28 protein-coding genes and 3 pseudogenes are annotated in these 23,091 nt (G+C 57.3%); 1 reads left to right on the forward strand and 30 read right to left on the reverse strand.

Going from position 1 to position 23,091, the window contains the following annotated elements; genetic code table 11:
• Positions 1-45: 45 nt before the first annotated feature.
• From WH390_RS00885 to WH390_RS01020, 28 genes and pseudogenes are all read right to left on the reverse strand, one after another.
• A complete protein-coding gene (locus tag WH390_RS00885) occupies positions 46-612 on the reverse strand; it encodes a phage tail protein I (RefSeq protein WP_032116649.1) in 567 nt (188 codons plus the stop codon).
• Entirely contained in the window at positions 602-1,726 is a 1,125-nt protein-coding gene (locus tag WH390_RS00890; protein ID WP_032116650.1) for a baseplate J/gp47 family protein, read from the reverse strand. The genes WH390_RS00885 and WH390_RS00890 overlap by 11 nt, the downstream gene beginning before the upstream one ends.
• Positions 1,717-2,079, reverse strand: coding sequence for a GPW/gp25 family protein (locus tag WH390_RS00895; RefSeq protein WP_032116651.1), 363 nt, complete (start codon positions 2,077-2,079; stop codon positions 1,717-1,719). Before WH390_RS00895 ends, WH390_RS00890 begins: the two co-directional genes overlap by 10 nt.
• A gap of 20 nt (positions 2,080-2,099) precedes the next feature.
• On the reverse strand, positions 2,100-2,741 hold the full coding sequence (locus WH390_RS00900) for a phage baseplate assembly protein V (RefSeq protein ID WP_406850615.1): 642 nt from the start codon (positions 2,739-2,741) through the stop codon (positions 2,100-2,102).
• A complete protein-coding gene (locus tag WH390_RS00905) occupies positions 2,738-3,331 on the reverse strand; it encodes a hypothetical protein (protein WP_406850616.1) in 594 nt (197 codons plus the stop codon). Before WH390_RS00905 ends, WH390_RS00900 begins: the two co-directional genes overlap by 4 nt.
• A gap of 31 nt (positions 3,332-3,362) precedes the next feature.
• Positions 3,363-3,920: a phage late control D family protein gene (locus WH390_RS00910; RefSeq protein ID WP_406850617.1), complete on the reverse strand. Its 558-nt coding sequence runs from the start codon at positions 3,918-3,920 to the stop codon at positions 3,363-3,365.
• Positions 3,908-4,150 (reverse strand): tail protein X, encoded by a 243-nt coding sequence (locus WH390_RS00915; protein WP_032116654.1) that lies wholly within the window; start codon positions 4,148-4,150, stop codon positions 3,908-3,910. Before WH390_RS00915 ends, WH390_RS00910 begins: the two co-directional genes overlap by 13 nt.
• 16 nt (positions 4,151-4,166) lie before the next feature.
• Positions 4,167-5,048, reverse strand: a complete 882-nt coding sequence (locus WH390_RS00920) for a phage tail protein (protein WP_032116655.1) — start codon at positions 5,046-5,048, stop codon at positions 4,167-4,169.
• Positions 5,048-7,433, reverse strand: a pseudogene (locus WH390_RS00925) (phage tail tape measure protein). The gene WH390_RS00920 and the pseudogene WH390_RS00925 overlap by 1 nt, the downstream one beginning before the upstream one ends.
• 131 nt (positions 7,434-7,564) lie before the next feature.
• Positions 7,565-7,888 (reverse strand): phage tail assembly protein, encoded by a 324-nt coding sequence (locus WH390_RS00930; protein WP_406850618.1) that lies wholly within the window; start codon positions 7,886-7,888, stop codon positions 7,565-7,567.
• 22 nt (positions 7,889-7,910) lie between these two features.
• Positions 7,911-8,435 carry a phage major tail tube protein gene (locus tag WH390_RS00935; protein ID WP_032116658.1) on the reverse strand — a complete coding sequence of 175 codons (525 nt, stop codon included), beginning with the start codon at positions 8,433-8,435 and terminating at the stop codon, positions 7,911-7,913.
• 36 nt (positions 8,436-8,471) lie between these two features.
• A complete protein-coding gene (locus tag WH390_RS00940; protein ID WP_032116659.1) occupies positions 8,472-9,908 on the reverse strand; it encodes a phage tail sheath subtilisin-like domain-containing protein in 1,437 nt (478 codons plus the stop codon).
• Positions 9,905-10,528 carry a hypothetical protein gene (locus WH390_RS00945; protein ID WP_032116660.1) on the reverse strand — a complete coding sequence of 208 codons (624 nt, stop codon included), beginning with the start codon at positions 10,526-10,528 and terminating at the stop codon, positions 9,905-9,907. The genes WH390_RS00940 and WH390_RS00945 overlap by 4 nt, the downstream gene beginning before the upstream one ends.
• The gene (locus tag WH390_RS00950) at positions 10,503-11,000 is read right to left on the reverse strand and encodes a Gp37 family protein (RefSeq protein ID WP_032116661.1); all 498 of its coding nucleotides are present in this window, start codon (positions 10,998-11,000) and stop codon (positions 10,503-10,505) included. Before WH390_RS00950 ends, WH390_RS00945 begins: the two co-directional genes overlap by 26 nt.
• The gene (locus tag WH390_RS00955) at positions 10,997-11,461 is read right to left on the reverse strand and encodes a gp436 family protein (RefSeq protein ID WP_032116662.1); all 465 of its coding nucleotides are present in this window, start codon (positions 11,459-11,461) and stop codon (positions 10,997-10,999) included. The genes WH390_RS00950 and WH390_RS00955 overlap by 4 nt, the downstream gene beginning before the upstream one ends.
• Positions 11,461-11,814: a capsid cement protein gene (locus WH390_RS00960; protein WP_032116663.1), complete on the reverse strand. Its 354-nt coding sequence runs from the start codon at positions 11,812-11,814 to the stop codon at positions 11,461-11,463. Before WH390_RS00960 ends, WH390_RS00955 begins: the two co-directional genes overlap by 1 nt.
• A gap of 3 nt (positions 11,815-11,817) precedes the next feature.
• Positions 11,818-12,755 (reverse strand): annotated as a pseudogene (locus tag WH390_RS00965) (hypothetical protein).
• Entirely contained in the window at positions 12,748-13,824 is a 1,077-nt protein-coding gene (locus WH390_RS00970) for a hypothetical protein (protein WP_032116665.1), read from the reverse strand. The pseudogene WH390_RS00965 and the gene WH390_RS00970 overlap by 8 nt, the downstream one beginning before the upstream one ends.
• A 227-nt stretch (positions 13,825-14,051) precedes the next feature.
• Positions 14,052-14,507: a phage virion morphogenesis protein gene (locus WH390_RS00975; protein WP_406850619.1), complete on the reverse strand. Its 456-nt coding sequence runs from the start codon at positions 14,505-14,507 to the stop codon at positions 14,052-14,054.
• On the reverse strand, positions 14,504-15,337 hold the full coding sequence (locus WH390_RS00980) for a phage minor head protein (protein ID WP_052044999.1): 834 nt from the start codon (positions 15,335-15,337) through the stop codon (positions 14,504-14,506). The genes WH390_RS00975 and WH390_RS00980 overlap by 4 nt, the downstream gene beginning before the upstream one ends.
• Positions 15,321-16,781: a DUF935 domain-containing protein gene (locus WH390_RS00985; protein WP_406850620.1), complete on the reverse strand. Its 1,461-nt coding sequence runs from the start codon at positions 16,779-16,781 to the stop codon at positions 15,321-15,323. Before WH390_RS00985 ends, WH390_RS00980 begins: the two co-directional genes overlap by 17 nt.
• Positions 16,781-18,097: a terminase large subunit domain-containing protein gene (locus WH390_RS00990; protein WP_032116667.1), complete on the reverse strand. Its 1,317-nt coding sequence runs from the start codon at positions 18,095-18,097 to the stop codon at positions 16,781-16,783. The genes WH390_RS00985 and WH390_RS00990 overlap by 1 nt, the downstream gene beginning before the upstream one ends.
• 125 nt (positions 18,098-18,222) lie before the next feature.
• Entirely contained in the window at positions 18,223-18,645 is a 423-nt protein-coding gene (locus WH390_RS00995; protein ID WP_032116668.1) for a phage protein Gp27 family protein, read from the reverse strand.
• 2 nt (positions 18,646-18,647) lie between these two features.
• Positions 18,648-18,959, reverse strand: a complete 312-nt coding sequence (locus WH390_RS01000) for a hypothetical protein (RefSeq protein ID WP_032116669.1) — start codon at positions 18,957-18,959, stop codon at positions 18,648-18,650.
• 2 nt (positions 18,960-18,961) lie between these two features.
• The gene (locus WH390_RS01005) at positions 18,962-19,285 is read right to left on the reverse strand and encodes a hypothetical protein (protein ID WP_032116670.1); all 324 of its coding nucleotides are present in this window, start codon (positions 19,283-19,285) and stop codon (positions 18,962-18,964) included.
• Positions 19,282-19,905 (reverse strand): hypothetical protein, encoded by a 624-nt coding sequence (locus tag WH390_RS01010; RefSeq protein ID WP_032116671.1) that lies wholly within the window; start codon positions 19,903-19,905, stop codon positions 19,282-19,284. Before WH390_RS01010 ends, WH390_RS01005 begins: the two co-directional genes overlap by 4 nt.
• A complete protein-coding gene (locus WH390_RS01015) occupies positions 19,898-20,536 on the reverse strand; it encodes a transglycosylase SLT domain-containing protein (RefSeq protein WP_081932935.1) in 639 nt (212 codons plus the stop codon). The genes WH390_RS01010 and WH390_RS01015 overlap by 8 nt, the downstream gene beginning before the upstream one ends.
• A 2-nt stretch (positions 20,537-20,538) precedes the next feature.
• Complete coding sequence (locus WH390_RS01020) at positions 20,539-20,892, reverse strand: putative holin (RefSeq protein ID WP_032116672.1); 354 nt, start codon at positions 20,890-20,892, stop codon at positions 20,539-20,541.
• Positions 20,893-21,169: 277 nt separating this feature from the next.
• Here WH390_RS01020 and WH390_RS01025 point away from each other — a divergent pair, with 277 nt between their 5' ends.
• Positions 21,170-21,937 (forward strand): DNA adenine methylase, encoded by a 768-nt coding sequence (locus WH390_RS01025; RefSeq protein WP_032116673.1) that lies wholly within the window; start codon positions 21,170-21,172, stop codon positions 21,935-21,937.
• A 532-nt stretch (positions 21,938-22,469) separates the two neighbouring features.
• On the opposite strand, the pseudogene WH390_RS01030 reads toward WH390_RS01025, so the two are convergent.
• Both WH390_RS01030 and WH390_RS01035 read right to left on the reverse strand, forming a co-directional pair.
• Positions 22,470-22,887, reverse strand: a pseudogene (locus tag WH390_RS01030) (DUF3102 domain-containing protein); the annotation flags it as partial.
• On the reverse strand, positions 22,881-23,003 hold the full coding sequence (locus WH390_RS01035; RefSeq protein ID WP_406850621.1) for a hypothetical protein: 123 nt from the start codon (positions 23,001-23,003) through the stop codon (positions 22,881-22,883). The pseudogene WH390_RS01030 and the gene WH390_RS01035, both read right to left, overlap by 7 nt.
• Positions 23,004-23,091 lie beyond the last annotated feature (88 nt).

Consider the following 23,091-nt stretch of genomic DNA (forward strand, 5'->3'; position numbering starts at 1 on the left):
AGTGTAGTCTGTTTTTGTCTATTCATTAAGTATTTTTGCATACCCTTAACTGCTGCCATGATTATAGCGCCCGTGGTAGGTCGTTTGATTGTTATAGCGCAACGGAACCGCCGTATAATCCAGCGCCACCAGTTCGCTCCGCGCCGGCGCAAAGGCCGCGAGCGTCTCGCGTAATCTGGCCGCCTGGTCATTGGTGATCAACGTATTGAGTACCACCCGATATAGCGCCCAGTGCGTCTCGCCATCGGGATACGCGGTGGCCTGTTCCGGTTTAAGGGCCGCTCCCCCTTCGGTTATCGTCACCTCCCCAAATCCCAGCGCCCGTATCATGGCGCGAATCGACCAGGGGGTGCCCTTATAGCGATGCAGCGTGATGGCCGATTTCAGCATCGCACGGCGGGCATCATCCGATTCGGCTAAATGCCAGCCATTAACCCCGGTTAACGCCAGCTGCTCTGCCAGCCAGGGCAAGGCCGACGCCTCGGTCATGTCCAGCAGATAAACCAGCAGCGGCGTCAGGTCAATCTGCTGCAACCGCGCCGCCTGTGCCGCCAGCCCCTGAAAATGTTTCTCTGCCGCCAGCAGCGGCGGTAACAGGCTGTTATCGGTCATCGCCGCTCTCCGTGCCCAGGGTCAACTGAATGTCGCTACAATGCGCCCATTGCTGTGCCGACAGTACCGTCGACTCAAGGGTAGTGAAACTCGTGAGCTGCACCCGGTAAACGCCCGGCACTGACAAGGCAGCGATAATCTGGCTGGGCACAATATCCCGCCCCAGCTGTTTAGCCTGGCGGGCCACATACTGCTCAGCGGCCTGCCACGCCTGTTTCAGTACCGGCTCGCCTGGCTGGCTGGCATAACAGGTCAGCTGTGCGGTAATGGTATAGTCAACCTTTTCAGGGGCCAGCACCTGCACTGTATCATTCAGCGGGCGCACCCGCTCTTCCGAGCACAGGGCCGTCACCAGGCTGAGCACCGTCTTGTCCGGCAGCCCGCTGGTCAGCAGCGGATACAGGTTGACCGTGCCGGGTTTCGGGCGGGTCACTGCCACATCACAAATCCCCGGATGGGCACTCATGGCATGAAAGCGGTAGGCTTCACGTGAACCAGCGGTGCTGAAGGACGCCGGAGCCAGACGGATACGGTTGCGTAGATGCTCATCGTCTTCAACGTCTGAGCCGCCTTCGCTTGGCGTGGTATTAGTGACCTGAATATCCCCGTCATCGATGGCCTCCATCAGGGTGCTGATTTGCGCCGGTTGCCAGCCGTTACCCTGTATCCCTGCCTCGCTGCAGGTCGCACTCACCGTCACCCGGGATGCCGTTGGCGTCAGCCTGACTTCGCTGTCGGTGGTAAATAGCAGGCTGTCCGTGGCGCTGAGCCGTGTACCGGCCGGTATCGGTATCGTCAGCGAGGGTGCGACCGCCAGTGAAAATTGCACCGTGGTGCGTGCCGGTTGAGCCGGTAAACGGTAAACGCCGACCAGCTCGGCCAGATAGTCCAGCATTGGCGCACGGGCAAAGGCCACCAGGTTTTGTTCGGCGGCGGATTGAATGGCACTGCGCACCAGGGTTTCCCGGTAGGCGAACAGGTCAATCAATAGCCGCTCCGCCTGCGCCGGCCACAGGGTTTTACCGCTGGCCGCTTCATAGGCCGCAATCATCTCGCGGGTAATGGCTTGGGCGTCTGCGTTCACAAACTGCGGTTTCTCAAGGGTTAACGCCATGCCACCTCCGTTTGTGCGTTGACCTGACTGCCCGGCAGTCGCCAGCGCAGCAGGAGATTCACCCGCTCACCCTGCGCATTAAGCCGCACCTGATGTAATTCGCATCGGGGCTCCCAGCGTTTGATGGCCTCCACCGTTTCCCGTACCACATGCGGCAAGGCGCGCTCAGTGGGCATATCCAGATAACGATGCAGATCACTGCCAAAATCCGGTCGATGCGGGTCGCTGCCTTTTGGGGTGCCTAAAATCAGTCGCAGGCACTGCTGAATATCCTCGACGCCACTGACCCGTTCACCCGATACGTGCAGCGCGGGTTGCCAATCTACGGCGCTGAGGACGGTCATTGTGTTCATCAAACGCGTTCCTCCCTCGCTTATAACGGCTTGCCGGTGGGTTTACCGTCATGCCCGTTGCTGTGTTGATGCTGTTGCAGCGACACCCGACCTGCCTGGATATCGCCGCTGGCCTGGAGCGTGCCGTCAATGATGGCTGTCGCGCCACTGCCGCCCGAACCGCTCATGCCGCCCTGGTAAGTCAGTTGCTTTTGTACCGTCAGGTTGCCCGTCGCGACCGTATCGGGTGCATCCAGTAACAGGGTGTGACTTGCCTTCACCGTCGCATTTTGCGTTTGAATGAGCACAGTGGCCTGGGTGGTCAGCGTCAGGGTCTGTATATTGCCGCCGATAGTCATCGCGTGGTTTTTGCGGTCATACTCGACAAAAGTCCCATCGGCAAAATCTACCCGCCGCTTATCGCGGCTCGCCACTGTCGGGCGGTCTATCTCGGAATACACCGCCCCTAACACCACGCCGTCATCGCCGTCAGCATCCAGCAGCAGGCTCACCTGTTCACCCACATCGGGTAGCCCGTAATCCTTGTTATCCTGGGTGTTGCGTTGCAATACCGGCAGCCAGGCGGTGCGCAGGTTATCACAGGTCGGCAGCCGTACCCGTACCCGGACGTTTTGCTCATCAATCTGGCTGATGGTACCGAACATCAATTGCAGTCCTTTCATGGTGGCTTTTCTCCGATTGTCATCTCTTTTTCACTCAGCGGCCCCACGCTGCCATCGGCTTTCACCCCAATCACCTGTCGGGGCGCAGGCTTATCCGCGCGAGTCGTTTTCCTGTTGGTGTGCGCCATCGGCCCCTGGCCCAGGGTGAGTTCACAGGTGTACCCGCTTTGGCGCGATAGGGCATGGCGAACTTCAGTAATCAGCCACACCCCGGACAGGCGACCAAAATCGGCCAGGCGCACGGTTAACCCGGCTTGATACGCCGTATTGCCGGCCAGCGCTACCGTCGCCACCCGTTGATATTCATTATGCCGGTTCAGCCCCGCACACACCTTGGCAGTCGCTTCTTCCCGGCTCCGTGCCCGGCTGTGCAGTCTTAAGGTATCGGCGCTGGTTGAACGTCCCTGTTTTTGAGGAGCCGTTTCTCGCGCCACGTCGCCTATCGTGCCATCGGCCTTGATACCGACCGTGACCAGTTGTTTGCGCTGGCTGTCCTGGTATTTCACCTTGCCCTGCTGGTAGATACGGTTAAGCGTATCGCGCAGGCTGTAATGGCTGACGGCTTGCGGGGTAATGACGTTAACTGGCAAGGCTTCCCGCAATCTGACGCGCTCAGAAAAATCAGCCTGCTCGGCGTGACTTTAACGATATAGCCGTATTCCTCGGCCAGTCGGCGCAAAAAAGCCAGGTCGGTTTCATGTTGCTGCGTGACCCGGTCAAGGGCAGCGGCGCAATCTGCCCTTCCAGTGTCAGGTGGTGTTTTTGGGCAATCCGGCGGGCGATGGCCGCCAGGCTGGTCTGCTCAAACGCCCGGTAGCTCCGGGTTCGCAGCGCGGTGGTCACTGAAGCGGATAACCCACGCAGCGACACCGTATCCGGCGGGCCACTGAGTTCTATTTCATCAATCGAAAAGGTGCCACAGGGACGTAATGGCGTGCCGACCCTGCCGAGCGCCAATGAGAGCGTGTCGCCTTTACCCGGATACCAGGCCCCACGCCATCGCCCGGCGCTGTCTTCCAGTTCGACCGTCAGCTCATCAGACTGGCCACTGAGCTGATCGGTAAAGCGGATCCCGAGCACGTCCGGGGTGATATCGTGCGTGATGTCCTTTTGGCCATAATGCAGGGTCCAGGTCGGGGCCGGTACCGCCTGCTGTCTTTGTGTCGTTAACGTAACCATGGCGGCGTCTCCTCCACGGTGTCCTGCGCGTTAATCAGCGGTATAGCCAAGGTGATGCCGGCAGGCAACACCGGTGTAATGGGGATATCAGGATTGGCGGCAATGATCCGCACATAGCCCAATGCGTCACCGTAATAGTGGGCGGCCAGCGTATCCCAGCGCTCGCCCTCACGGGTAATATGTTGCCAGACACCTGGCTTATGTTCTTCTTCATGTTGACTTGCAAACATCGGCCTGTTCTCCTTTTTAGTGACGCGTCACCAGATGGCTCGTCAGACGGCTCAGCACCGGGGCGACGTCGTTCCAGGTACTGAGGGCACCGCCCACCTGACCGGCCACCGTATCCAGTGCACCGGGCAGTGCCTGGCCGGTACCGGGGGTCAGAGTACTGAGCGTGTTTTTCGCCTGGCTGGCCGTGGTCGCCACCTTGCCCGCCGCACGGGTCAGGTGACTGGCCGCAGGAAAATGGGCTTCCAGGCCGGCCAACAACGGCTGCGCCTGTATCAACGGGGTGGCCACCTCACCTAAGCTAGTAATGACCCCAGGGACGCGCGTTAACGCCGCGACCGGATCCGTTTTCATCTGGCGCGCCACCCGGATCGCCTGTGAGGCCGTAGCCAGTGCCGACTGCGCCTGACGGGCCAGACCCATCGCCCGCGATAGCGGTGTACCGCTGCCGATCGCCGGTGTTAGCCCGGCGGCTTTTCTGTTCAGTGTGGTGGCCATCGCCGGCGGCTTAAGCGGCTGGCGCAGATCGCCGGTAAATTCACGCAGACTGATATCGACCTCCAGGCATTGGGCGATACCGTCGGCATGGGCTAACAGCGTGCGACCGGTAAGCGTGCTGATCACAAAATGCCCCAGGTACTCGCCATTGCCGAGCACAAATGCCAGTGCCTGATGGGCACGACAGGCGGCCTGTAGCCGTTGCCATTGCGCGGTCGGTTGACAGTACTGCTGATGAAATCGCACGCTGAGGCGATATTCATCCCCTTTATCGCCGACCCACTGCAGGCCGGGCTTACGGCCAATGCGCGCCTGTTCGGCAAACTCACCGCCGAGGGTCGCTTCCAGTGCGGTAAAGCCGGTCTGTAGCTGCACTTCAATCTCACCCAGGATCGCCAGCATCAGTAAAAGTCCCTCCGTTGTTGTTGGTGCATCAGCTGCGCCAGGCGTTTTTCTAGCTCACGCACACTGATAGCCAGGGCTTCGCGTAACGCCGCTGGGGCCGCCTGGGACTGACCGTTTATCACAATCTGTGGGGCAAAGGTGATCTGTATGCCTGAAAATGCCTTCCCCTGACCGGCAGGGGGGATTGGGGTATCAGGCCAGTGGGGCACACGCGGGGAGGGCGGTTGCATCAGCGGCATCAGGCCGCCAACGGCGCGTTCTAACGCGGGCGTGGTACGGGTAATGCCCACCACCGCCCCCTGCACAATATTGTCCCCCAATCCGGCAAAGACCCGTGAGGGACTGTGTATGCCCAATGTCTCCTTAAACCAGCCTGAAACACTGTCCCCAAAATTGACAATCGTCTCTTTGGCGGCGGTTAACCGACTTTTGATGCCATTGACCAAACCCTCAATCAGCTGGCGACCCGCATCGGTAAAATGGGCAGGCAGTTCAATGTTGAAATAGCCCATCACCCCGGCGAAGGCTTTATAGAGCAGCCCCAGCGGCGACCCGTTAAGGATAAGTGCACCCACATCAGCAATACCGCCGGAAAACGCCTGTTTCACCTCGGCCCAGCGGGCCTGAAAGAAAGCGCTTATCGGCGTCCAGTAGTGGTAAATCAGGTAAGCGCCGGCGGCAATCGCGGTGATAGTCAGGCCGATAGGGTTAAACATCAGTGCTCGCCCCAACCACAGCAGGGCATGACCAGCCAGGCGCAGGCCCGTCACCAGCCCACCGGCCAACACCTTACCTAATCGTCCTACGCTGCCTGCGAGTCGGCTTAAGCGCCCACCCATGCCGAAAGCACTCTGGAGTAACAGCCAGCCGGTACGCAGCCGGGTAAACCCACCCCACAGCAGGCGTATCGGCGAACCCAGCAGATTGAACGCCAACCTTGTGGCCAACAATCCCCCCTTAAACAACAGGAGCGCCCCCACGGTTTTGGCGATACCGCTGACCAGTTGAGGGTGGGTTTTGACCCAACCACTGGCGGCATTCAGATAAGGCAGAACCGTTTGCGTTAACGACAGTACGGCGGGGAGAGTGATTCACCGATACTCAGTGACAGCTCTTGACTGGCAATGCCTAACTTTTTCATCTGCTCAATCGGTGAGGCCAGCCGTTTTTTATAGTCGCCCAGCAGCACATTTTTATCGGCTGCCTGTAAATCGTCTGCGCGCATTTGCCGGTACTTGTCCATATTCGCGAGCATCGGACGCACAAAGGCCATTACCTGCATATCGGCAAACAGTTCACCTAAGCCAAAGTTCTGCTGCAGGGCCAGTAACGCCTTATCGCGCGCGGTATCGTCCTGCAGCGCCATCGCTGATTTAAATTGTGCCAGCGCCTCGGGACTCTTTTGTGCCAGATAGCTTTGCAGGGTATTCATCATCCCTTCAATCGGCGAAATCCCGTGCACTTTTTGTTGCATTAAGGACTTTTCAATATCGATACCGACATCCGCAAAGCGTTTTTGGGTTTCCGGGGCAAACACCTTTTCGAGAAAGTTTTGAGATTATTGGCTGCTTCATCGGAGGTGCCTGCCCCCATCCTGGCTATCTGCAAGGCAGAGACCAGCTCCGCCACCGCCTCTTTACCCTCAGCAATGCCTTTCATCTTTGGGGCCAGCTCGGGCAACCACTTCACCTGGTCAGCGATTTCAAATGACCCGGCCTTACCCCCTTGCGCCATGATGTTCTGTACCGCGGCAAAATCTTTCGCGGCAATGCCCAGCGACTGCTGGGTGGTCACCGCCGCCTGCGCCCACAGTTCAGCGGAGGTGCGGGTGGCGGTTGCGCCTCGGGCGATGTGTGGCAGGTAGGCGCGAATATCGTCCAGGCTGTCAATGTTATTGCCAATAAGCGCACTGGTGGCGGCCTGTAAATCGGACTGGGTCTGGTTGTATTGCTGGCTCCAGGCGCGGATATCGTTACCCATTGCCGCCTGGGTGGCACCGTCGTAACCGGCGGTGATCCCCATATCGACCAGGTTGTCCTGAAAGGTCATCGATTGTTTAACCGACGGCGCGACCGCACCCACCGCTGCCGCCGTGGTGGCACCTAACGCCAGACCTCGCCCCATTAAGGCGTGATGCTGTTGTCCGAGACGGGAAAGCGTCTGACCCACCCGACCCAGCTCACTATTGAGGCTACGTGCTGCCTGCACACCCAACTGACCGTAACGAGTGACCGCCTGGGTCAGTTGTTGCTGACGGGATTGCAGGCGATGGGTGGTTTCACTCAGGCTATTGAGGCTACGCCGTGAATCGCCCATCGCTGAGCGAAAGGCACCGGCCACCGCTCCTTTGATCACCACCCCAATCGAAAATGTGCTCGACACTGCGTCACCTGCCTCTGTTACACCCGATCACTCTTTATCGGTTTGCCCCGCGTTGCCCGTGCTCCTGCCGGATTTGGGCAGCCGCTTCCTGTAAATAGTCCTCAAACTCCATCACCGTCAGCGCATCCAGCTCACTCGGCTGCCAGCGGAACCATCTCGCCAACAGCGCCTGTGCCTGACGCAGTGCCTTCGGCGAGTGCATCCAGCCCCGCAAACTGACGAAAGTGGCCTTGCAACTGTTGATAATCTACCAAATCCATATTGTCGATATCTTCCGGTATCAGGCCGGTCATGCGGGCAATCAACAGGCTGTCCCAGTCATTGACGTTTTCACTTAAGCGACGTACCGCCTTGATGTCACTGACCTTGAGCCGGTTTAAGCTGACCTGGGTTAGCCTTTCACCACTGCCCAGGGTATAAGGGTATTGCAAACGATAATGAATACAATCTGTCATCATCACTCCTCGGATTGTCAGGTTAAGCACCCAGATTGGCGCGATAATCGGTGAGCATATCTTCACCGTTGATTTTAAAAATATTGGCGATCACATCCAGCTCCAGCAGCACCTGGCCATCCATCACCTGCTTGATATAGCTGCAGGTAAAACTACTGCTCATCTCCGGCACCTCGTGCTGCTTGAAGCTGCCCAGACTATTTTTGCTGAACATCACCGTCATAAACACCGCCACCGGCAGTTCATCCTGGCGACCCTGTGCCGGGTTATAGCGCTGCAGGCTGCCGCGACATTGCAGTGGATACGCCTTGAAGGGATTGGCGGTACGCAGGGCCACCTCTTCATACAGACTGGTCCAGTGAATTTCCCCTTCCAGCTTGTCAAACCCCGCCGGTAACTGAATTTTGCCTATCATCCCCAGCGCCTGATGCTCCTGCTGCACCACGTTGATTTCCGGTAGTTTGATTTCTTTTGCCCGACCTATCAGACTATTGCCGTCCAGATAGACATTGGCATTGGTCATAAAATGCAGTGCATTACCCGCCATGACGCGCTCCTTCTTCTGTTTTTTGCTGTCTGGTTATCATGATGAGACCTTGCTTTTCAGTATCGTCAGATAGTCATCGGTGATTTCTGTTTCAAAGGTCAGATGCTCCATGGGTGGCGGCGGGGTGTATTTGTAATTCAGTTTCAACTGCCCCAGACTGAGCGCATCCTTGGTGTTGTTCGCCGGGTCATACCAGCAGTGAAAGCCCAGCAGCGCCCCATCGGCAATCAACCTCCTGCCATAGCCATTGACCGATTCGGTCAGCGCATCAATCAGCCCCTGATTAATGGGGCGATCAATATATTGCAGACTGAAATGGCGGATAGACTCATTAATCATGTCCCCGGTGCGCCGCACATTTTCAAAATTCTTCAGATGCGTCACGGTCGGCCAGGCCGCCGTGCGGTTGCCCCACAGGCGTAATCCGCTACCAAAACTGTTAAATACCGTGGTAATGCCGTTCTGGTTAAGCAGATTGACCTCGCTATTGGCATCGTCAATACGCGCACTTAACGGGCGCTCAATCCCCACAATGCCCATCAGCGCCTGATTGGAAGACGACCACCAGAACCCTTTTTCACGGTCAACTTTGGCCCGCAGACCCGCCGCGCGTGCCGACAGCGGCTCCAGGCGAGTCTGGTTTGTTGCCTTGTCATAGACCTTGACCTGCGGATAACACAGGCGCACCCGATCAGAGGCGGTATTAAAATTAATCGTGCCTTGTGGCCCCCGTCCAGCGATGGCCTGGGCAAACGTCGTCCCCGCCGGAGCATCAATATAGGCGATGGCTTCACATTGGTGTGCCAGGGCTATCATAGCGGTGGCCACCGCATTTTGGTGCGAGAAGCCGGACGCAATCAGCAGCTTCGGGCGAAAACCAAACAGGCTGTCGGCATTTTCCAACGCTTTCATACCGGTACGCTGGTCGGCGGCATTGGTGGTGCCCAGAATGTCAGCAGCGGTGATTTTTGAGACATCCGGCGTATTATAGGTGACACTGACGGTGGCCCCCTGGGCAATACCGCCGGTGGTGACACGGATGACTTTGCCGGTTGCGGCGGCCACGGTATAGTCGGTCGCTACCTGATAGAGGGTCTGCCCATCGGCGCTTTTCACCACCATATCACCCACGGGTAACTGGCTCAGTGTGGCACTGTGGTGCGTGCTATCGAAGGTGACACTTTCTGCGGTTATCGTTTTCTGATGGCTTTTGGGATCAAACACATTGACCACCAGAACCGTCCCGACACCGTGGTCATAGATAGCGCGCAAGGCTTGCGGCAGGGTAAATCCACTTCGCTCATCGCCAAACTGCGCGGCATCCTTTTCCGATGTACACAGGGTCAGGGTATTGACCGGGCCTGTGGGCGCGGTACCGACCAGGCCAATCACGGACGATTCTCCCGTTTTGACCGGACGAGTCCCGCGTTCAATTTCCAGCGTATCAACGCCGTGATGGTGTTCTCTACTCATGGGGTGACCTCGTTACTTTTTGTGTCTAATGGCCCTTTGCCGCGTTTTCTGGCGGGCATCACTAACGCTGTGCTGACCGGCGCTTCGACGGGCCGGGCCTCATCAGCGGGAAGCGCCACGGTGTCGCCCGATGAGGTGATTGCCTGTGCCAACGGTGCCGTCATGATGGGGTCGACGGGGGTTGCTGCTTCCTGACCCAGAAAGGTTAAATAGCCCTGGGCTTCCAGCCCCAGCACATAATCGTTATCCATCGGCAGGGTCACTTCCTGACCCGGCCAGAACATCACATCCAGGATGCGGCCATCCGGTAAACGTAACGAAGCACCGCCCATCTGTTCGCCGTCATAACGATAACGGGCCGGTTTGCCAGTCGGCTGCTGGGCCTGTTGTGATCGTTGTTCAAAATCAGTCAACGGTTTTGGCGGTTCAACGGGCGTATCGGGATAATCAAAGCCCAGGAAGGTCAGATAGCCCTGCGCTTCCAGCGAGACAATAAACGGATGATCGACCGGCACATCGACCACCTGACCGGGATAAAACATCACATCCTGGGTACGGCCATCAGCCAAACGCAGGGCCGCCCCATTCGGGGACTCACCGTTGTAGCGAAACTTCGCCATAAGCCACCTCGTTATTCTCTGTCTTCATGATATCTTCCCGGGTACGCGGTAAGGCCTCCTGCGGGGCGTCCTGCACAAACCAGGTTTCGGTCGCCACCGTCAGCGCGTATTGCCATAAACCCTCGGATTGCCCCAAAAAGACCTCATCAATCAACCACAGCGGGCGGCGACAGTCCGGCGGCATAAAGCCCCCCACGGCCTGACGCAGGGTATCGAGGGTGGCAATCGCCCCGTCGTTACCGTTAAGCTGGCGCATCACCAGGGTCAGCGTGAAATGCAGCACCCGCGGCTGGAATACCATGCCCACATCCTCAATGTCGCCAAAACGTGAGCGGGCAAAACTGAGCAGCACCGCACCGAGTGGATGGTTAAGATGAAAGCGTTCCGGCTGCTCAGGGAAGAAGGTGACCTCCAGCTGCGGTAAGCGTTTTGTCAGCAGGCCCAGGAGGGCGCGCATGATATCGAGCGTCATTCAAAGTCCTCCAGTAAGCCGCCGGGGCCGCTAAAGCGCGCCGGACGGGCATAAACATGAAAAGCCCCCGGCTCGGGGAGCACCTGACCACTGGCGGCGATACCTAACGTCAATTTTCCGTCGCGCAAGGCTTCCAGCATTTTTAAGCTGCCTCGATAAACCTCTTTTATGGCTTCCGGCAATTGGCCTTCGGGACGACGCAGGTACAATCGATGGCTGACCAGATTGACCGCCATATCGCGCAGTACCGTGGGAACGGTTTCCAGTGGCAATACATAACGACCGCGCAGATGGGCATCAATCAGCTCATCGGCATAGCGAATGGCATCGTTCAGCACCTTGTCGTTAATCACATTGGGCAGGCCACCCATCAGCGCTTCGCCTGAGACATCCTGCGTCAGCTGAACCAGCGTATGACGGGAGAGCAATTGCCCGATATCCTCCAACGTGCAGTAGGCCATCAGATACCTCTGACCATGCGGATAATTTCACCCGCGGCAGTGGCCGCATCCAGAGCCACCCCCACCGTTGAAGCGGGCAGCCCGCCACCGGTTAATGCACTTTCCGATACCACCCGGCCTTCACTGTCGGCCTTGAGCAGCTCGCCCGCGCTAATCGCGGCGCCGGCCTCTACCGCCATGATGCCCAGCACATTAATCGGTACGCTGTCGCCTTTTTTACCGGAGACCTCGGCGACACCGAGTTCCGTCCCGGTGCCCTTAAAGGGTTTTGCCGTTATGCCCACCAGACGATGGGCGGTTAAATCTTCCACCGCCACGACGGTGGTGGTGAGTACCACCTGTTGTGTCACCATCTTTTACGCTCCTTTAATGCCGCTAATCAGATAACCGGCTTCACTGCCCACCACCGCTACCTTGTAAATATCGGTATAGCGGATATTGACCACCTTGCCGCCAACACTGTCAAAGCGGTCGGCCAGCGGCATCCCCTGCCGGCGGAAGGTATAGCCAAAGGAAGGCATATGCTCATCGGCGCTATCACTGCCTACTGACGGAAAATTGACGACATGCAGCATCAGGTTGTCTTTCCACAGGTCGGTGGTGCTTTTACCGTCTTTCGCCAGCTGAACGGGTGCGCCAATCAGCACCTCATCCACCTGGAATAAATCTTTTAAAATCTCGGTGGTAATACGCTTGCGTTCATTGCCGCCCAGCGCGTCTTGCAGCACCTTATGGAAGCGCAACAGTGCCATCACGCTCGCCCCCATGGTAATGACGTTGGGGCGCAGGCCGATATTGGCCCGGACCACTTCCATCCCGGCTTCAATCTCTTTCAGTGGATCGCCATTTTTCTTGTTCCAGGCGGCCTCGCCCGTCAAGGCTTTGGTGGCGTTGCTGGCATAGACCGACGCCGATTGGGCCAGCTCGGCGACATACTGCTCACGGCGCAGCAAAATACCGTCGGTGGCGCGTTTAATCGCCTTGATTTCTTCATTGAACATCGATTCCGCCTGTTCGCGGTAATCGACCGGCACCGCCAAATCATGCTCATCGAGCACGATATCGGTGAACGCCTGTTTCTCTCTTAACAGAATATTGCTGTTGGCCCCGACCGCGCGTTTGGTTTCATACAGCGCCAGCCGTCCTTTACCAAAGGTCGGCACCTTAACCCTTCCTTTTCTACCCTGACGAGAGGAAACAGCTTTTCCCCAATCAGGCTGGCATTGCGGTATTCAGCGGCAATGTGGGTCAGCACCGGGTCGTTGGCCCGTTTGCTTTTTAAATAATCAGACATAGGACTCTCCTGACAGGCAGCGCTTCACCGCCGCTTCGTAAGGGATGGACTCACGCGCCTTAAGCGCCATGGCCTGTTGATGCAGCGTATCCGGATCGGATGCCCGCTCACTAAAGGTCAGACTGTTTTGCGGCGTGTTGCCTCTTCCCGGCACCGCCCGCTGACTAAAATCAACCAGCGGGGTAGCGCTGGTAAACAGAGACTTGACGGCATCAACCAGTGGTTGCGTTTTGCTGCCCTCACTGAAGGTCAACGCCTGCTCTTTGCCAGACAGCGCATCCAGTAACGCCACCATCACCGCTTGTCCGGCAGGGGCCAGGCGTGCTTCATTAATCAGACTTTCGGCAAATGCCACATTGACCTCGTGGGCGACGTTGGCGGCCTGCGCGGCCTTTTCAGCCTGATGGGCGCTAATCTGTTGCTTTAAGGCGGCGTTCTCGGCTTGCAGCCGTTGATTTTCGGCTCCATTTTTTTCCACGGTAAGGTTCTCCGTTGTCAGGGGTGGCGTGATGAGCCTCGGCTCAGAAAAGGTGCTGGTCGCGGTGGTTAAGCGGGGCGTGTCAGGCTGGGTGCGCAAATAGTGACTAAGGAACGCCCGTAAGCGGGTAAACAGCGGATCGTGATCGCACTGCATGTCTTCACTCAACACGACGACCCCTTCTTCGCCTTCACTAAAGGTCACCGGCTTAAGGCCCTTGACCGCCGGCGGCTGGGCACCCAGGAAACCGACGTGTTGCAAATAGTAAATACCGGGCACCGGATTATGGGGGGAATCCGGCGCATAAAAGGCGGCTGAGATTTTTTTGTAACGCCCACTGACCACGGATTCGCTAAATGTCGGCTCCAGTTGCTGGGGTTCGGCTATCAGTGAGCGTCCTTGCGCCGACAGCCGTTTGATCCAGCCATAAGCGGGTGCATTGGTCGTCGGATGACCGATCACTATTGGCGCTTCATGCAAAGCCGGATCATAGGCATTCGCACAGACATGCAAATCGTTTTCACTAAATGTCACGCGGTCACCGGCTCCGGTAATATAGTGGCCTGGCTTGAGAATATGCAGGGGTTTCATGGCACCTCCATTGACTATCATGCCAACAGTCTATGTCGGGTTGTCTGATTTCCCTTTTAAAGGGCTTTAAAGATTTTCATTTGCGTCTTTTTTGAAGACAAATGAATGACGAGGCGGCTATCAGAAATAACCGCGTCAGGAAGGGGTTTATAAAGCTTTATAAAGGGCGGAAACGCGCTCGGGTATCGCGTTGTATCCTTTAAGCACCCGAACGCGTCAAGCAGCGCTTAGCGGAGGCTAGCCTGTTGCAAATAATCAATCACTTCATCGAGCAGCTGGCGTTTGACTTCAGCCTGTAGCTGTCCCGCCTCGGATACCGGCAGGTAAGGGCGCGGCGGCAGCGTCACTGACCCACCGCGCCCCGCTTTCCCACCCAATTGATGAAGTCGGGCATAAACGCGATGGGTGCCGACCCTGGCCTGATGCGCATCATATTCCGGCGTTACGCTGCGGCGCAAATACCCGTCACGTGAGAGCGTCATGCCCTGGCGGGCGAGTGCTGCGACCGACGGTTGCCAGCGTGGCCGCCCCTGTTCTTCAAAATTAAGGTCGGTAGCCGTTTTCAGCGTTTCAGACCAGCGGCGCATCAGTGGCGTCAGGTCATAAGCGGCGTTCTCCAGTTGCTTCAGCGCCTGTTTCAGGTCGTTATCGGTTATCTCAACCGACAGGAGGGTGGGTTTCATTGAGTGCCTCCGAGTGCTTTGCTAGCGACGGCGTGTAACGGCCCCTGATAGCGGGTTAAGTCCGGTCGATACCCTTCACCGGGGTTATACGACCAGCCGATATCCGGGGAAAACACCGTATGATTGTCGAGTGTCAGCTGGGCCACCGGCTGCATTTCGCCGGTTTTGCGCGAGACCACCTGCAACGACCAGCGCAGGCGGTCGCCGGACGTTTCCACCGTGAGTCCTCGCGCTTTGATGTCCCGTTCAGACAGTGCAATCACGCTGCAGCGACAGCGCCAGCCATTGGGCGGGTAGAGTGCACGCCATACCGGGTCATCGGCAGAAAACACCCGGCCATGCAGTGCCAGGTGGCTTTTGCGGGTGCGGTTATCGCGTATTGCCACATACATCCAGTAGGGACGCGCCGCAACATTCTCCCGCATTTCTGCCCAGCGCCCGGCGTTGTACAGGGTAGTCAGATTGGTGCGGTAAATGGTCTCCAGTCGCTGCGGACTGCCTAATTGCACCGTCACCGGCTCCCCGCTCACCGGGTCGGTGTTTGCCTGTTCCCCCCACCATCCCTTGGCCTGCAGTGTTGGGGTCAATTCACGGGCAAACCACTGGCCGGTTTTGCCTTCCGCCAGAGTGGTTTCCAGCGCCTGATAAATGTCCTGCAGAATATCCAGTTGTGTCACCTTGGCCACCGTCGCGCTCTGCGCATGGGCGGCTTGCCAGACGTCCTGCCAATCCCAGGAAAAGGTAAAGCCTTTCGCTTTTAAGTAGGCTATCGCCCGTTTGGGCGGCAGGCTAAACAGTGCCGTCAGTTCGTTATCATTGAGTGTTGGCATGTAACCTCCCCCAGACGTTGGCAACAAACATCACCCGGGCCAGGGTTTCCTGGAGGGCGTCCGCCTGCATCTCGGGGTAAAGTGCGGCCAGTTTTCCCCTCAGTTCGCCGGGGGAAATACCCGATTTTACCGCGTCAAATAACGGGATGAGCAGCGGTTGCAGGGTGTTGTCCAGCGTGCCGTTTTTCATCAGGCTGTCCAGTGCCCGGTCAAGCTGTGCCTGGGCATCAGACGCGGTCTTGGTTTGTTCCTCAGCAAAGGTCAGCGCGGGTGCGGAGGGAGCAGTGGCTTTTGGCTCGCTTTCCATCAGCAAATCCCCCGGTTGCAAGCCATATTCACGCTGATAGTATTGCGCGCTGAAAAAGCCGGCGGTTTGCGCCAGACTCAGGTCACGCTTGGCCTGCACCTCATCGATGGTCTCCTGCTCCCACAGTCGCCACACGGGCGCGGGCACATCACCAAAGTTCAGCTCAACCAGCCAGCGGAGTATCTGGTTTACCGCACTCATTACCATCACCGCATCGCCATCGCGGATATCGGCGGCCACTTCCAGCCCGGCCTGGGCGGAAGCGTGATTGGTTTCGGCTTCGGTAGTCTGGTTCTGGCCCAGCAGCGCAATGGTGATTTCGCTGCGAGCCATCTCAATCAGGTCTTTATACAGACGGCTCGACGCGCCTTTGGTGGCGGGCTCCTTGAATTCAATGCTGCTGTCATCCGGGATAACCGCCACCGCATCCTGCACCATCTGCTCGAGGGAGTGCAGCAGCGGGCTGATATGCGCCTGGTCCTGGCTACGCGGATGATACCCCACTACCCAGGGGGTGCCGTACTTCTCACTAAAGCGCATCCAGAACGACCAGCCGGCTTTCTTGAACGTCACCGGCCAGAAGCACAGCGACAAATCCGCAAACCCGTAGGGGTTATCAAAGGTGGCGTCTTGTGTCGCCACCACAAATTTGCGCGGCGGTAATAACTCGCCCGCCAGGCCGGACTGCGGTGCCTGAAAGCGCAGGCGATTCTCGGTATCAAAGGTAAACCACTCCGGTGGCTTGCCCACCACATCGGTGACCACCAGATGGCGACCGTCTTTTGCCCAGCTCAGTTCGGCGGGTTGATAGCCAAAAAAGGCCGCCTCCAGCAGTTCACCGATGATGCGGTTCATGTCCCACTGCGCCAGGGTCTGTTCAATAAAGCGCAGCACATGGGCGGGCGCTTGCCCTGCATCCAGTCCGCGCTCCAGGCATTTGACCGCCGATTTGCGCCGCCGGATACTGCTACCCACCAACGGCTCAGCGCGTAACTGGCGGTAGACGCTAATCGCCTGGCCTCTGGCGCGTAATATCGGGTCGGGATTGGGTAAATGGCCAAACAGTTGCCCCAGGCCCGCCGGACTGCGGGCACGGGTAGCAATGTCACTGAACAACGCTTTTTTATCGATAATCATCAATATCCCTCCAGCAAGGATGAGGCCTGCCGTGGGCAACAGGAATAAGCGCGCACCGGGCCGTGCGGCTGGTCGGCGGCGTTAAGCGCTAAAAACAGCGCCCAGGCACGGTCAGCGTGCCCGGCGGCATCGCTCTCGGCCACAAAACGCGGCGCGCCAGTCGGACTCATCACTTTTTTCAGTTTATGCAAATCGGCGCGTAACGCGCCATCGCCCTGTGGCAGTCGCAAGCGCCGGTCTTCAAAGACCTCTTTACCGCGTGTCGCCAGCGTCAGCTTGTTTCTGGGCGTGAATAACACCCCTTCGACCCGCGTGCTGCCATGACGGCGTTTGGCATCTTCCACCGGCTTTTCGCCGAGACCAGTCTGGTCGATGCAGCAGCGCAGCACCCGGTAGTGGGCAAAGACCCCATCGAGCAGTGCATCCTGCTCGGCAAACGGGGCACGCTTGCGGGTAATGATGTCGCGCGTCCAAACCACATCGCCCACCTGCTCAATCACCCAAATCACAAACAGGTCGTGGCGCAGACCGATATCGACCCCGACAAAACAGGGGCCACCCTGATAGTGCTCAGGCTTGCCGGCCTGCGGGTGCTCTACGCCATCAATCAGATCATAGGAAAGCCAGCTTGATGCTTCATCCAGCCAGTGCAGTTCAAATTCCTGCGCCCAGGCGTCTTCATCATTGAGCGCCTGTTTGAGGGCGGCCACATCCCGTGGCAGGCCGTATTTGACCGCTTGGTAAATGTCGACCCGATGGCGCGACCAGACGCTGTCCAGCGACGGGTCGGTCATCAGTTCATAAAACTTGTTGCCCTTGCCATTCGGGGTGGAAGTGACACGCAACTTGTAGCCGTTTGATATTACCGGAAACAGCGCGGCCCAGATTTTGCGACTGTCAGCATGAAAGGCAAATTCATCGAGAAACACATTGGCGGCAAAGCCGCGCGCCGTATCGGGGTTCGCCGGGAGTGCGGTAATACGTGAGCCGCCGGGTAGCTCCGCCTCTAGCATGGTATAACGTTCGCTGCCCGAGCCTTTCACGCTGCCTTCGATTTCACGGATGGCCAGACCGTACGCCTGACAATGCTTTTTGACCCCTTCTTCCATCGCCTCTTTGGCCTGGCGCTCGCCGCGCGATAAAATCACCCAACGCGCCGACCCACCGAGGGCTTCCACCCTGAGACAGTCATCGACAATTTCCAGCGTGGTGGTAAAGGTCTTACCGGTCTGGCGGGCAAAACAGCCAATCTTGAAACGCGCCGGATCCAGCATCCAGTGTTGCTGATACGGGTAGAGTGTCACGTTTTTGCTCATGTGATAATCCCATAAATTTCTTCACGCACCCGCTTCAGGGTCTCCAGACTGACATGTCCTTTGCCTTGCTGCGCTGCTTCCAGCTCCAGCGTAGCCATTTCCGCGCTGATTTTTTTAAGCTGGCCTTACAGTTTTTTCAGACTGACGCTGGCATGAATAATCGGGGCCAAATTTTTCGCCATGCGGGCAAAACGTTCAGCCCGTTCAACCGGCGAGCCCGCTTCTTCCTTGATGGTTTGTGCCTCCAGCAGGCTATTGAGTAATTCAGTCTGCACCAACGCCATAATGGACTCTGAACGGGTATCCTGGTCATCCGGCGCACCCTTGGTCAGTTGCCGCGCCGCTTCAGTCGCGTCACGAATAGCGGCAAAGCGGCGTTGCACCTTCTGGCCATAGCGGGAAATCTGCGCCCGACCGATGCTGTACCCTTTATCCCGCAGCAACGTCTCCAGCTCGCGGTAGCCACTGAAATTGCGCTCGGTCAGCGCCCGGTCGAGCCATTCACGCACCGAGACGGGCAAGACTTCGATATGACTGCGCGGTGCCATCGTCACTCTCTCCAGTATTTGGCCGGGCGGGCAATGCCGGGGATATCGTCGGTGACGTATTCCACCAGATTCACCCCTTCCGGCATCAGTGTGGCGGTCCATGAGCGTGCGGGCGGTCGGGTCAGGCGAACCAGGCTTAAGCCCTCAAGGAACAGCAACTCTTTTTGCAGCTCCAGCATGGTCATATCCGGGTAGAGCGAATGGCCCACATCCCACAGCAGCCGGTCATTGGCCGGATAGGGCCGCGCCTTGTTGACCACCTGCAGTAACACCCAGCGCAACCCTTCACGGCGCGCCTGTTCGGTCTCTATCATCGTTATCCTCCTGCCACCTGACGCAGTTGTATCGTTTCCAGCTTCTGGTAAATCGCGTCAAGCCGTGACTCCACCACCTGCTGATAATGAATAAATTCGTCGCGCCGGACGTAACGCTCCGGCACCTCTACTTTGAACTCCAGCACCTCGCGCTCAAGGCGTACCCCTTTATCGGACGCCTCGCGCATCAGACGCTCCAGTGACGCAAACCGTTCGGTCTGACGCTTTTCGGTCTCCCGGATAAACCACCGTGCCAGCCCCGCGAGAAAGCCCGCCAGCCCAAACAGATAGCTCACCAGTACCCAGAAATCGACCTGTAATGTCATGGTTGTGATCCTTCTATATAATCCAGTAATCCATTTACCTGTGCCCGCCAGACCTGGCACTGTTGCCCGTTGTCGGTGATATTGGCGAGGATATCGCGCTGGGTAACTGGACTCGGGGTGTGTCGCTCGCCAGGGGTCTCAGCTGACCGGGTCGTGTTGCCAGTGCCGCCGGCAGCGGCGGCAGGGACTGAACCGTCAACGTCTGACAGCCCGAGGGCGGCGTTGTAGTGCTGCACGAAGCCACGAGTAAATACGCAGGCCACAGTATGTGCCTGGCCTTTTTCATCCTGCCAGTGTTGGGTAACGTCATCTATCCGCCTGGTTAAGTGTCGGGTTTTGTCACGAAGCTGCGCAATACGATTCAGATAGTCCTGTTCAGCCTGATGCGCCACCTTCACCTGATGGGTAAAACGCTGTTGCAAAGCATTTAGGGCTTGTGCGGCCTGCTCGGCGCGCTGTTTTTCCTGCATGGCAAACGTCTCGCGCAGCTGACTGAGGGTTGCCGCGCACCGTTCGGTTGAGCGAGCTGCGCCTTGTGTGTAGCCGTGCCACCAGATGCCCGACAGCAGCGCCATCACCAGCACCCTGCTGAGGCTTTTCAGGCTGACTGCACTAAACACAGCTTGCCCCTCCCCAGGTCAGATAACGCGGTGCCAGGGCTTTTAAAATACGGCGGGGATAATGGCGATTCTCGCGCCAGGCACTTGCGCCGCGTCCGGCATTCACCCGCTCAATGCTGTCAAACCAGCGCCTGCCATCGAACCCCTGCTGTTTCGCAAGACGGCGGTCACGCTGTACCCAGCCCAGGCCGCCGTTGTAGGCCGAGAGCGTCATCGCCATGCGCTCACACGCATTTACCGCCGACACGCGTTGCCATAGCCAGTGATCGAAACTCACCACCGCACGTAAACTCCAGCCGGGATTGAGGGGTGCTTTGGCCGCCAGCCCTGGCATTAACGCCCCAATCCAGGCGGTGGTCGTGGGCATAAACTGCCCCAGCCCCTGCGCCCCAATGGTATTGGTGATACCCGGCTGCCAGCCACTTTCGTGGTCAATCTGGGCGGCAAAATCCGCCACTGGCGCATTAAGGCCCCATACCAGACGGGCGTTGCGTATCAGGTCAGCCCGGTATGGCAGTGCTGCGGGCGGGGGATGGGCGGCATTCGCATCAAAGGCACCACCCAGCAGTAGCATCAGCAAAAAGAACAGCATCATGCCGGGTGGTTTATTGGGGTGTTGGTGATAATGCATACTCACAACCCCATCGCCACACTCAGACACACCGCCGCCACAATCACCGCTCGACGCAGTTGAGCGGCGGCAAAGACCTGATGGCAGCCGCCGCGCACCGGATGTCGACCTTGTGCTACCTCCGGGTGGTCATGGTGCAGGTATTGACCGGGTCGCGCTTTGGGGAACAGCGAACGGTCAAGCCAGTAACCGACCACCGCTGCCAGGGTAATCAAAGCCAGCTTATAGACGACCACCGGCAATTGCTGCGGCGACACCAGGCCAATCACCAGCAACAAACCGGCCGCAGTGAGCAACCAACCGCCGAGACGCGGGGTTTTAAAGGGTGTCAAAGTCAATTTTTTTCGGATTTTCATCACCATCTCCCTGAGAATCAGGCCGACAGTGTCGCAGGACAGTGCGCCAATCGCTTTTAAAGCGGTTTACTAGTGGGAGGATTGGTGAACGGTTAGGTTAGGCGCAGTGATTAGCCCCGAATGGGGCAAGGGAAAAAGCGCGACCCACCCGGTGCAGGAACACCGGACAGGCCGTCAACACACAGACACGACCTGTGAGTCAACCGTGGCGCTTTCCGTTCTCGAGAACAGGAAAGAGTCTACCTTAATTTCCATTAGTGAAAAAGGCTTACAGACAATGCAGCAAAATTTTTTACCGATACTGCCCTGGATAGGCGGTAAACGGCGGCTGGCAAAACAGATTTTACCGCGCTTTCCTGCGCATACCTGCTACGTGGAGCCGTTTTGTGGCGCAGCCGCGCTCTACTTTATGAAGTCACCCAGCAAAGCGGAAGTGATTAACGATATCAACGGCGAGCTGGTCAATCTCTATCGGGTACTAAAACACCATCTGGAAGAGTTTATGCGCCAGTTTAAATGGGCGCTGGTCAGCCGGGCGATGTATCACTGGTTAACCATCACCCCAACCGAAACCTTAACTGATATCCAGCGGGCCGCCCGTTTCTATTACCTGCAAAAACAGGCATTTGGCGGCAAGGTGGCGGAGCACACCTTTGGCGTGACCACCACCACGGGGCCACGCCTGAATCTGCTACGCATGGAAGAAGAGCTGTCGCTCGCGCATCTGCGATTATCACGCACCACCATAGAACAGCTGGACTGGGCCAGCTGCATTGCCCGTTATGACCGTCCGCACACGCTGTTTTACTGCGACCCACCGTACTGGGGGACAGAAGGCTATGGCGTGGATTTTGGCCTGGAGCAATATGAAAAATTAGCGGGTATGGGACGGGATTTAGCGGGCATGATGATTATTTCAGTCAATGATATTCCCGAGATGCGGGCAGTGTTTCGAGGCTTTGTGATGGAGAGTGTACCAATTCGTTATAGTCTCAACAGCAATCAGCCCACCCAACGGCGTGAGCTGATTATTACCGTTAAATAACCCTCTCCGCTGCAACGGAGAGGGATGGGTCATGCGCGGCTGCGGGCGGCTTTTTTCTCTGCCATTGCAGCCAGGGTACGTTGTGCCACCTCGCGTGTTTCACCGGGGATATGGCGGAACGTCGTCAATAAAGTTGCCTCCTCCTCATCTCTTACCACGTCGAGTGCACTGGCTTCATCACTGCGCTCACCAGTGATCAAGTAATTAACATCAACCCCTAATGCTTTAGCCGATACCAGATAAGCCGCATCAGGATGCCGCTCACTTTTTTCATAGTTGTATTGAGTGAGTTTTTTGACTCCGCACCGTTCGGCGAAGATCTCCTGGCTAAGCCCCAATCGCAGGCGCTCTGATTTAAGACGATCTCCCACCCCTTCGAGTGTCAGTGTCACCCACTGCTGGGTATCGAGTGGTGCCTGTTCATCGCTCGTAGCAGCCGTAGACGTTTTGCCAGCCAGTTGCTGGCTTAGTTGTTGCAACTGCTTCTCTTTTTCTGCCACCAGTTGCTGACTGCGTTTAAGCGCCGACTCATCTTTACGTAATGCCGCCCGTAATTCCCGTACCGACATCCGGTCAACGTCATCTAGCGTCAATCCGGCGATGGTGCCGCCTTCGGCTAAAACATCTAGATCCTCATCATTTTCAGTTAATAATTCATAAAGTTTAGCTTTTCCTAAAACGCCTAACGTTGCGCGTTTTGGGGCTTCAATTCCATTACCTAAAAACTTTAGGCTTGCCTGCATCATTCTGCGAGCTGTTTGCGGTATAAGCCCTAAATCCTTTTCAAGGATTTTTGTAAATTCCCCATGAGGTTCATTCTCTTTAAGAATAATCAGCCGCTTCCCGGCCTCCAGCATCGCCTCGGCACTTTGCGCCATATAGAAGCGCGCTTCATGCACAATGCGTTCCCTCTCATAGGGTAGCCCATCCCCAAAACGCGCCATCACCTCCTGTTGAGCGCTGTTTTCTGCCTTTTTTCAGGGTATGCAATTGCCCCCCCCCCCGCAATCGTGATATTGTCCGCCGTACTGACAGACAGGCTGGTTGTCGCTTTTTTCTTTGCCATACAGGTCTCCTTTAGGCCGATAACAGCCCGTGGTCTTTAACGGTGATAGAAAACATACAAAAACATATAAAAAAGACTTTACATTATT

The organism is Candidatus Arsenophonus nilaparvatae (assembly GCF_045346035.1).
GTDB lineage: Bacteria > Pseudomonadota > Gammaproteobacteria > Enterobacterales > Enterobacteriaceae > Arsenophonus > Arsenophonus nilaparvatae.